Here is a 9,294-nt window from a genome sequence, read left to right as displayed (position 1 = left end):
GCTCAGCAGCGAGGGCCGCGCCGGTGCGAGTTGGCGCAGCTGGCCCAGCAGCGCCCAGGCGGCCGGGATGTCGGGCTCGCGCATGGCCAGCTCGATGAGCACCTCACAGGCATTGCAGCGCTCGGCCAGCGGCAGGCGCGGCAGCAGCGGGCGCAGGCGCTCGGCCAGCGTGGCGGCATGCGCCAGGTCGCCCGAGAACACGGCGTTGTCGATCAAGCCGGCCAGGGCCTGCCCCTCGATCTGCTCGCGCTGCGCCGGGTCGGCCACGGCGCCGGCCAGCTCCAGCACCTGCTGCAGCGCTTGGCGACCGGCAGGCAGGTCATGCAGTAGCGCACATTCGGCCAGACTGAGCCGGGCTTGCAGCGCCAGCGCCGGCTCGCGCGACTCGGCAGCAACGCGCTGCCACAACGCCTGGGCCTCGTCGTAGCGGCCGCGCAGCTTCTGCTGAGCCGCGCCGCGGTGCAACCAGGCCARCGCCGTCTGCGCCTCGCCGGCGCCCTGCCACAGCGCGGCCACGGCCAGGGGCTCGGCGGCGCCTTCCGCGCGCGCGCCCAGCGCCAATGCGGCCCGTTGCCGCAGCGCCTGCGCCTCGAAGGCCGGCAGCACCGCGAGAACCGCTTCGCGCACCAGGTCATGCCGGCATTGCAGGGCGCCGTCGGGCTCTTCGCGCAGCAGCGCGGCCTGCAGCGCCAACCGGGCCGCGGGCAGCAATTCGGCATCGGGCACCGCGGCCACGCTGCCCAGCACCGCCAGCGGCAGCGGCCGGGCCAGCACGGCTGCCGCGCCGACAAGGCCATGCGCTGCCGGGCTCAGGGCCTGCCAGCGCCGCAGCAGCAACTCGTGCACGCGCGGGGACACGGGCGCGCCGTCGGCTCGGGCCCGCAGCAGCTCACCCAGCACAAAGGCATTGCCGTGGCTGGCCGCGAGCAGCGCGGGAGCGTCGGCGGCGCTCTGGCCAGCGCGATTCAGCAGCAGCTGCACAGCCTCCAGCGCCAGCCCCGGCAGCGCCAGGCAGCGCAGGTCCTGCTGCCGGGCCAGCCAGTCGCGGTGTTCGGCCGGCAGTTCTTCGCCCCGCGCGGCGCCGCGCCAGCGCAGCCGGCCGCGGTGGCTCAGCAGGGCCAGCAGCTCCAGGCTGGCCGCGTCCACCCATTGCAGGTCATCGACCAGCAACAGCGGCCCCAGCGCCTCCAGCACGCGCGCCAGGCCCTCCAGCAGCCGGGCGCGGGCGCTCAAGGCGTCCAGCGGCGGCAGGGGCTCGTCGATGGCCAGCTCGGGCAGCAGCCGCGCCAGGTCCAACCGGTAGGCGGCCAGGCCGCGCTCGGGCTGGCGCAGCAGCGCGCGCAACGTGTCCAGGCGCGGCAGCAGCAGTTCGACGACGGGCCGGTAAGGCATCTCCGCCAGCCCCTCGCGGCCTTGCAGCACGGGGGCGCCGGGGAAGGCCGCCTTCAGCACGCTGGTCTTGCCCACGCCGGCCTCGCCCAGCAGCACCAGCGCCGGCGCGGCCTCGCGGCGGATCTGGCCCAGCCATTCAGCGCGGCCGCACAGCGCCTGATCGGTTTCGGTCGGCGGCGCCCCGCCCCGCTCCAGCAGCACACGCAGCGGCGCCTGCCAGGCTGCGGTGCCGGCGCGTTGCAAAGCGCGCCGAGCGGCTTCGTCCCAGCGGCGTTGCAGCAGCGCGCCATGGTCGTCGGCCCAGCGCCAGAACTCGTCGAAGCCGGCAAACCTGAAACCCTGCAGCCAGGCCATGGCCGGACGGGCCAGCAGCTCGGCGCCGTCGGCCTCGGCGCAGGCCATCTCCAGCAAGGCCAGGTCGTGCGGCAGCTGGAGACAGACGCGCTGCCGCTCGGCCACCAAGGCATCGGCCTGGCCGAACCCGGCCAGCAGCTGGCGCAGCCGGTGCAAGTTGATGCGCAGATGGTGCCGGGCCTGTTCGCGCTCGGCATCCGGCCAGAACAGCGCCGCAAGCTGGCCACGCTCCACCCAGTGGCCCAGGCAGGCCAGATGGATCAGCAGGCAGCCCGGCAGTGTGGCGGGCAGAGGCAGACTTTCAGCGGCATCGGCCTGCCAGGCCGGCGCTCCCAGCAGCTTGAGCATGGCGCGCAGTGTGCCGTGGCGCTTCCCGCGGTCAAGCGCGGCGGCGGCGCAATACCAGCAAGCCGATGCCGGCCGCCAACATCAGCCATGCCGAGGGTTCGGGCACCGGCGTCAGCGTGGCGGAGAAGTTGTCCAGGCTGAGGAAGGCGCTGCCGCCGGTGCAGCCGTTGACGCTGTTGCAACTGGTGCCAAGCGTGTAGCGGAAGCCCACGTAGATCGGCAGGGCGCCCGCGCTGAAGTCGGGGCGCTGCGCGGACCCGGCCACCGGTGGCACCCAGTCGGCCGCCGCGGCCACGAAGGACCACTGCTGCGACAGGTAGTCGGGCTTGATCATTGCCTTGCCAGTCACGAGGTCGCTGCCGATGACGGTGTAGGTCACGCCGTTTTGCATCAGGGCCGGCCGGATGCTGCCAAGCGTGTCGAAGGCAAAGCTGCTGGACAGCCCGCGGATGTCGGCGCTGAATTCCAGCTTCTGCAGCGCGCCCAACTGCGCCGGGTCGTAGGCCAGCGCCGTATAGAAGGCGCCCAGCCGGTTCATCGAGCTGGACAGGCCGGGGCTGCTCGGCGTGACATAGCTGATCACCCAATGCGAGCCCGGGTTGCCCAGGTTGGCGTCGATGACCATGTTGGCGTCTGCCGGACCATCGTCGGTGATCTGGATCAGGCTCCAGTCGGCGGCATGGAAGTCACCGACCTGCAGGCTCAGGCCCGAGGCGGCGGCATGCGTGGCGAGCGCCAGCGCGAGGCCGGCGACAGAAACAGAGGCGAGGCGAGACATGAGCGAACTCCACGGCTTGAGGACGTGGCGGACTCTGCGCGGCCAGCGTCTCTGCACCGTCTCAAGCTAGGGGCTGCCTGCGCCCGCGTCCCTGCCTAGACTGCGCCACCCTGCCGACCGGAGCATCGCGATGAAGAAGCTGGCTTTTGTTGCTGCAGTCCTGCTGCCCACCCTGGCCAGCGCCGCCGGCCTGGAGGGCACGACGGTGGACCTGCGCTATGACTTCGACAACGGCACAACCGTCTTTCACACCCAGGACAGCGTCCTTGTCGGCGCCGGCACCGAGCTGAGCTGCCCGGGCGCCGCCCAGGTCTGCCAGGTGCTGACGTCGCCGACCCAGACCCTGGATTTCGGCGACAGCAGCGTCCGCTATGACTACACCGGCCCGGGCAGCGGCTTCGACAACATTGCCGTCAACCACTTCCGCTTCGAAACCCTGTTCGGCAATGGCACCGCCATCACCGGCGTACAGCTGACGAGCAATGGCATCGCCGGCCTGGACGCGTCACGGCTGAGCTTCACCGCTCACAGCGTGCAGATCGACATGCGCGGCCTGCCACTGGCGAGCCAGGCCTTCTTCCAGCTCGACCTGCAGACGGCGCCCGTGCCCGAGCCGGCCAGCGCCGCGCTGCTGTTGGGCGGTCTCGCGCTTTTGCTTGCCCGGCGCCGCGCATGAGCGCATCGGGATAATGCGGCCCAATGATGGCCTGCCCTATCCTGACTCCGTGACCTCCCCCGCTTCTGACGGCCTCGTCCTGCGCGACGGCCCCGCGCTGCCGCCGCTGTCCCATTTCAAGCTTGCCGCCTTCGACATGGATTCGACGCTGATCAGCATCGAGTGCATCGACGAGATCGCCGCACTGGCCGGCAAGGGCTCCGAAGTCGCCGCCATCACCGAAGCGGCGATGCGGGGCGAGATCACCGACTTCAAGGACAGCCTGCGCCGCCGCCTGGCCCTGCTCGCGGGCGTGCCGGCGACCGTGCTGGACCGCGTGCTGGCCGAGCGGCTGACGTTCAACCCCGGTGCGCGCGAGCTGTGCGCGGCGTTGAAGGCGGCCGGGCTCAAGCTCGTGCTCGTCTCCGGCGGCTTCACCTTCTTCACGCGCTTCGTCGCGGCCGAGCTGGGCATGGACTTCGTGCGCAGCAACGAGCTGGAGATCGTCGATGGTGCCCTCACCGGCCGCGTCGTCATGCAGGACTGGGGCGACATCTGCGACGGCGAGCAAAAGCGCCTGATGCTGCTGCAGAGCTGCGAGTCAGTTGGCTGCCGGCCCGACCAATCAATAGCCGTTGGCGACGGCGCCAACGACCTGCCCATGATGGGCGCGGCAGGCCTGTCGGTGGCCTATCACGCCAAGCCCAAGGTGCGCGAGCAGGCACGCATTGCCATCAACACAGGCGGCCTGGAGCGGCTGCTGGAGCTGCTCAGACCGTGAGGCGGCTGGCGGCGCTGCTGCTGGCCACCGTGCTCGCGGGCACGGCGACGGGGCAGCCGCTGCCTTCACCACCCCCGCTGCGATTCGTTGCGGCCACCAACAACGCCCTGCCCATCGCCGAGTTCGACGCTAACGGGCGCCTGGTCGGCGGCATGGTCAAGGATCTGGGCGAGCTGATTGCAGCCGGCCTGGACCGCCCGGTCAGTTTTGTGCCGATGGCGGGCAAGCGTGTCAGCGCCGCGCTGCTGGCCGGCGAGGCCGACGCCGTCTGCTTCGTGCTGCCGGAATGGCTGCAGGGCGACTTCCGCTGGACGCGCGGCCTCATTCCCGATGCCAGCCTCGTCGCAGCCCATGCCGACGCCCCGGCGCTCAAGACGCTGGAGCAGGTCGCCGGCCAGCCCCTGGGCACGGTGCAGGGCTACAGCTATCCGCGGGCAGAGCAGGCGCTGGGCAAATGGTTCAGGCGCAGCGACGTGCCCAGCATGGCGGCCAACCTGCGGCGGCTGGCCGCGGGCAAGGTGCGGTATGCGCTGGTGGAGAAAACCTCGCTGCAGTTCTTCCTGCACGAGCAGCCGAACGCGCCGGTGCGCATCGCCTGGGTCATCAATCAGTTCGACGCGCGCTGCGCCTTCTCGCCACGCTCGGGTGTGCCCTTCGCCGAGCTGGCCTCGGTGCTGGACCGCCTCGTCAGCGACGGCAGCGTGGAGCGGGTGCTCGCACGCTACCGCTGATCAGCCCCGCAGGCGCCGGCGCGCCACGCCACCCATGACGGCCAGGCCAGCCAGCATCAACGCGTAGCTCTCGGGTTCGGGCACGGCCGTGACGGCCAGCACGTCGGCGACGATGGGCGTCGAGTTGGACCCGGCGACGGTCGTCCAGTTGGCGTTCACGGCCAGGGCTGACTTCAGTTGCGCCACCGAGCTGAAAGGCGCGTCGTTGGTCGTGACCTGCGCCGTGAACTGCGTGTAGCGCGTCGCCGTCGCGGCGTCGACCTTGTACTCGCGCAGTTGGATGCCGGAAAGGCCGGTCGCGGCAGTGGGATTGTCGGACGAGGTGTAGGTGCCGCGGTTGGAAAGTGCGCCCAGGAAGGTGATGGCCGAGGCTTGGTAGTTCGTCGCATAGGACGCGGCCTGGAAGGCGTAGAGGATGTCGCCGCCGCTGGAGATGTTGGACGCGCCGCCGTTCAGGTTGACGACCACGCCGTTGGCAGTGCCGCCGGCCGTGCCGGACTTGGCCGCGTACTGGCCGTTGACGCCCGTGCCCAGCAGCGCCACCGACGTACCTGCATTCACCTTGGCGCTGGCCGTCCAGGACCAGAAGGTCTCTGCCGTCGTCGAGAACACGCCGGCGGCCGGCGTCGTCTGCAGCACGTTGGTGTCGGTGAAGTAGATCGTCGTGCCCGCGGCGATGTCGACGAAGCTGACGAAGGACCAGCCGCCGACCGTCGTGTTGCCATTCACGCCGGTGAAGGCGAATTGGGTGTTGCTCAGCGAGGTGCCGGCAGCCTGGACGGTGCCGATGGAAGCGGCCAGGGCGATCAGGGTCAGGGACTTGTTCATGGATGGTCTCCGTTGTGTTGTCGTGGTTGGAATCAGCGGGCGCGCCGGCGTCCGACGGCCAGGGTCAGCAAGCCGCCCAGGGCCAGCAGGGCCGAGCCCGGCTCGGGAACGGGGGCGGCGGCGAGCACGAGGTTGTCGAGCGACACGCCGTAGTAGCTGTCGCGGTTGGTCAGCGAGAAGCCGGCGATGTCGGCCGCCCCGCCCGTGCGTGCGAAGGCATAGCGGCCATCGCTGCGGCCGCTCAGATCAACGGCCTGGATGAGGCTGCCGTCGGTGCGGTACAGGCTCAGCGTGATCGCGCCGCCGTCGGCATCGCGCAGCTGCAAGCCCAGGGCCGACACGGGCGAGGCGAAGCGGGCCGAGATCGCGCCGAAGCCGTCGGCCGCGCCGGCCTGCGGGCCGACGCCGAACAGGGCCAGGCCGTCGGCGTCACCATAGTTGTAGGCGCCGAGGTTGGCGCCGGCTGCGCCGGCCAGCAGCGTCAGGCCCACGCTGGGCGCGCCGATGCTGAGGTCGTCGAACCAATCCTGCGCCACTGCGCCCGGCCGAGGCGCCTTGGCCACGGCCAACTCCTGGCCGGCGAAACGCTCGCCGAACTGCATGCCGCCACTGCTCAGCAGGCCATCGATGGCAGCGCCATCGGTCAGCTCGGAGAAGGTGACGGCGGCACCGCCGAGCGAGGCATAGGCCACCTCGTTCGTCGCACCGGCCTGGGCCGCGCTCACGGTGAGGCCGAGCAGCAGCGCGGCCAGGGGTTGAAGTCGGAATCGCATGTTGTGGTCTCCTTTTTTCAGCGGCCGCCGCCGACGATGCTGACGTTGTCGAAATCGGCCGTGACGACCGCGCTGTTGCTGCCCGATGAGAGGGCCAGGCCGACGTAGAGGCTGGCGGCCGTCACGTTGACGTTGGTCTTCTCGGCCCAGGTCACGCCGTCGGTGGACGCGGCGGAATACAGCGCATTGCCGCGCCGCTGCACGCGCACCCAGACGGGCGGCGTGGACGCTGCAAAGCCGGCCAGGTTGGACTTGTTGTTGCCGTTGATGGCGGCACGGATCTCGCCGGTCGTCGAGTAGCGCGCCGTCCAGGCATAGACGGGGCTGCCCGTGATGCCGTCCGCCGCGACGACGCCGGCACGCGCCGAGTCGGCGTTGCCGCCCTGCGTCACGACACGGGYCGTGAAGGTGAAGTCCCCCGTCAGCGCCGTGTACTTGAAGTTGAAGGTGTAGGGGCTGCCGGTGTTGATGGCACCAGCGCCGGACAGCGTGTAGGTGCCGGTGGCCTGCACATAGGCGGCAGCGGGCACGATGGCGGTGACCAACGGGCTCATGGCCTGCTCGCCGCTGCCCGTGCTGCAAGGCAGGGTCACGGTGCAGGCCGTGCCTGGAATCAAGGGAGGCGGATTGGGCGACGGACTGGGCGCGGGTGTCGGGGCTGGCGCCGGCGTGGGCGATGGGCTGGGTGCGGGGCTTGGCGTCGGGCTGGGCGTCGGGGATGGGCTGGGCGCCGGCGAACCGGGCAGCGGCGCGGGCACGGGGCCCTGTGCGGCGAACAGGCCCACGCGGCCGGCACCGGCCGCCGCCTGCACGGCACCGCGCGCGGCGTCGGCCGTGCGCAGCGTGTAGGCATACGGCGGCACCCAGTTTTGCGCCACCGGCACGCCCTCGCAGCCCTGTAGCTCGATGTCGACAACGGCGGTCATCGGCTTGCCCAGGTCGTCCTTGTCGCTGATGAAGCGATGACCGCTGCTGCGCATCGAGATCGCGTCCTTGCCGCCGGCCAGCTTGCCGCAGACCTCCTTGGGCTTGAGGCCGGTGAACTCGTAGAAGTTGTTCTCGTTGATGACGTCGGACTGGTAGCGCGCGTCCAGGCCCGAGCCGAACTTCATGTCGTTGTCGCTCGTCGTCGTGCTGCCGGTGACGAGGTTGTTGTACATGTGCAGCTGGCCGAAGCGCACCAGCGGCAGGCGGCTGTAGGCGTAGTTCCACCAGTTGCCGGTCAGCGTCACGTGCAGGCGGCCGGCGTCGCTCCAGGCGCGGCCGGAGTCGCCGTTGCCGATCAGGCTGTTCTTGTGGTGCTTGCTGAAGACGCTGTTGGAGACGGTCACGTAGTCGCTGCCACGCACCACGTCCAGCGCGCCGTCGTGGCGCGTGTCGCTGGCCAGCGAATCGGGCGTGTCGCCATCGCTGATGGTCACGTGGTCGAGCCAGATCTGCTGGCCGCGCGTGACAGTCAGGCCGTCCATGTAGGCGTTGTCGCTGTCCTCGGGGTTGACGTCCCAGGGCGTGTCGATGGCCAGGTTGCGCAGGATGATGTTGCGCGTCCAGGTCGGGTAGGCCTCCGGGTCCTTGCCCGCCGCGACCCAGGTCTTGAAATCGGCCTCGGGGTCGCCGCCGGGCGCCAGTGCGGCCTCGATGCCGATCAGCAGTTGCGTGCCGGTGATGCGCGCCGGGCGGCCGTTGCTGTCGTTGATACCGACCAACGTCGTGTTGGACGGGATGGAGAAGGAGCCGCCGTTCTTCTGGTCCAGGAAGCCCGTGTATTCCTCGAACACCGTGTTGCCATCGCGCCAGCGGAAATCGATGTGGCCGACGATGCGGATGATCTTGGGCTCGTTCTTCGCCTCGCGCAGAGCCGCCAGCAGCTGCTCCTTGTTGAACACCGTATAGACGCGGTTCGCCGCGGCCGAAGAGCCGCCGGTGACCAGCACCCTGCCCTTGCGCGACCGGTTGTGCCAGCCGGTGTCGGGTGCCGTCTCGCGCTCGAAGGTCAGCTGGCCGCCGGTCGGGTCGACGGTGGCGAACTGCCAGGCCGGCAGCTTGGGCGCCGCGCGATAGTTGCTCGGGTTGTGCAGGCCGCTGATGGTGACCGGCGCCGCGTAGCTGCGCGTGCCGACGTCGAAGAGCAGCGGCGCGGTCGTGTCGGTCAGGTTGACGGCGTCGATGACCGGCGCGGGCGGCGGCGGTACCGGGCGCGGGTCACGCACCGCCAGGGCCTTGGCGGTTGCCGTCTCAGTGCTGGCTGCCGGTGCATCAAGGCGGCTAGCCGAGGCCTGCTCGCTCGACTGCGGCGAGGCGATGCTCGCGGGGTTCTCCTGGCCTCCCCCGCAGGCCAACAGGCCAAGCGAGATGGACGAGGCCAGCAGGCCCAGCTTGGGCCGAGTCCACCGAATCAGGGGACTAGCGCCCCCCGCCGAGTCGAGAAAGGGGGCTGGGGTAGGCGCGGCTTGCAGCACAGGCTGGGAGCCTGGGCTAGAGCCGCAACACCGCCCTGCCCCCTTTCCCGGCTCGGCCCGAAGGGTGAGCGGCAAAACGGCCGCAATCGAGGCGAAACGCGGAGCCAGGTTGGACACCTGGCGAGCAGTTTCAACGACGAGTGCGGCCGTTTTGCCGCTCACGGGGGGCACTAGCCCCCTGATTCGGTGGACTGG

Annotated in this window: 8 protein-coding genes; 3 read left to right on the top strand and 5 right to left on the bottom strand. The window is 70.5% G+C overall.

The genetic code is table 11. The features are described 5' to 3' along the window. Together ACXJKR_RS16105 and ACXJKR_RS16100 are read right to left on the bottom strand one after the other, a co-directional pair. On the bottom strand, positions 1-2,094 hold a 2,094-nt coding region (locus tag ACXJKR_RS16105), incomplete at its 3' end, for an AAA family ATPase (protein ID WP_457323682.1). 31 nt (positions 2,095-2,125) lie between these two features. Next, positions 2,126-2,872 (bottom strand): PEP-CTERM sorting domain-containing protein, encoded by a 747-nt coding sequence (locus ACXJKR_RS16100; protein WP_457323681.1) that lies wholly within the window; start codon positions 2,870-2,872, stop codon positions 2,126-2,128. Between the two features lie 130 nt (positions 2,873-3,002). Between ACXJKR_RS16100 and ACXJKR_RS16095 the strand changes: the two genes are divergently transcribed. The 3 genes from ACXJKR_RS16095 to ACXJKR_RS16085 are packed head-to-tail and all read left to right on the top strand — an operon-like array spanning position 3,003 to position 5,039. Beyond that, on the top strand, positions 3,003-3,548 hold the full coding sequence (locus ACXJKR_RS16095) for a PEP-CTERM sorting domain-containing protein (RefSeq protein ID WP_457323680.1): 546 nt from the start codon (positions 3,003-3,005) through the stop codon (positions 3,546-3,548). A gap of 13 nt (positions 3,549-3,561) precedes the next feature. Next, positions 3,562-4,308: a phosphoserine phosphatase SerB gene (gene serB / locus ACXJKR_RS16090; RefSeq protein WP_457323679.1), complete on the top strand. Its 747-nt coding sequence runs from the start codon at positions 3,562-3,564 to the stop codon at positions 4,306-4,308. Then, positions 4,305-5,039: a substrate-binding periplasmic protein gene (locus ACXJKR_RS16085; protein WP_457323678.1), complete on the top strand. Its 735-nt coding sequence runs from the start codon at positions 4,305-4,307 to the stop codon at positions 5,037-5,039. Before serB ends, ACXJKR_RS16085 begins: the two co-directional genes overlap by 4 nt. Here ACXJKR_RS16085 and ACXJKR_RS16080 read toward each other — a convergent pair whose 3' ends face one another. Genes ACXJKR_RS16080 through ACXJKR_RS16070 form a run of 3 tightly spaced genes read right to left on the bottom strand, consistent with a single transcriptional unit; the run spans position 5,040 to position 8,979 of the window. Further along, the gene (locus ACXJKR_RS16080; protein ID WP_457323677.1) at positions 5,040-5,867 is read right to left on the bottom strand and encodes a PEP-CTERM sorting domain-containing protein; all 828 of its coding nucleotides are present in this window, start codon (positions 5,865-5,867) and stop codon (positions 5,040-5,042) included. Between the two features lie 32 nt (positions 5,868-5,899). Continuing rightward, entirely contained in the window at positions 5,900-6,640 is a 741-nt protein-coding gene (locus ACXJKR_RS16075) for a hypothetical protein (protein WP_457323676.1), read from the bottom strand. 17 nt (positions 6,641-6,657) lie between these two features. Continuing rightward, positions 6,658-8,979, bottom strand: coding sequence for a pectate lyase family protein (locus ACXJKR_RS16070; RefSeq protein WP_457323675.1), 2,322 nt, complete (start codon positions 8,977-8,979; stop codon positions 6,658-6,660). Positions 8,980-9,294 lie beyond the last annotated feature (315 nt).

This window comes from Roseateles sp. P5_E11, assembly GCF_054049355.1.
Note: the sequence above shows the minus strand (reverse complement) of the source record. Positions and strands in the feature narration are given on the sequence as shown.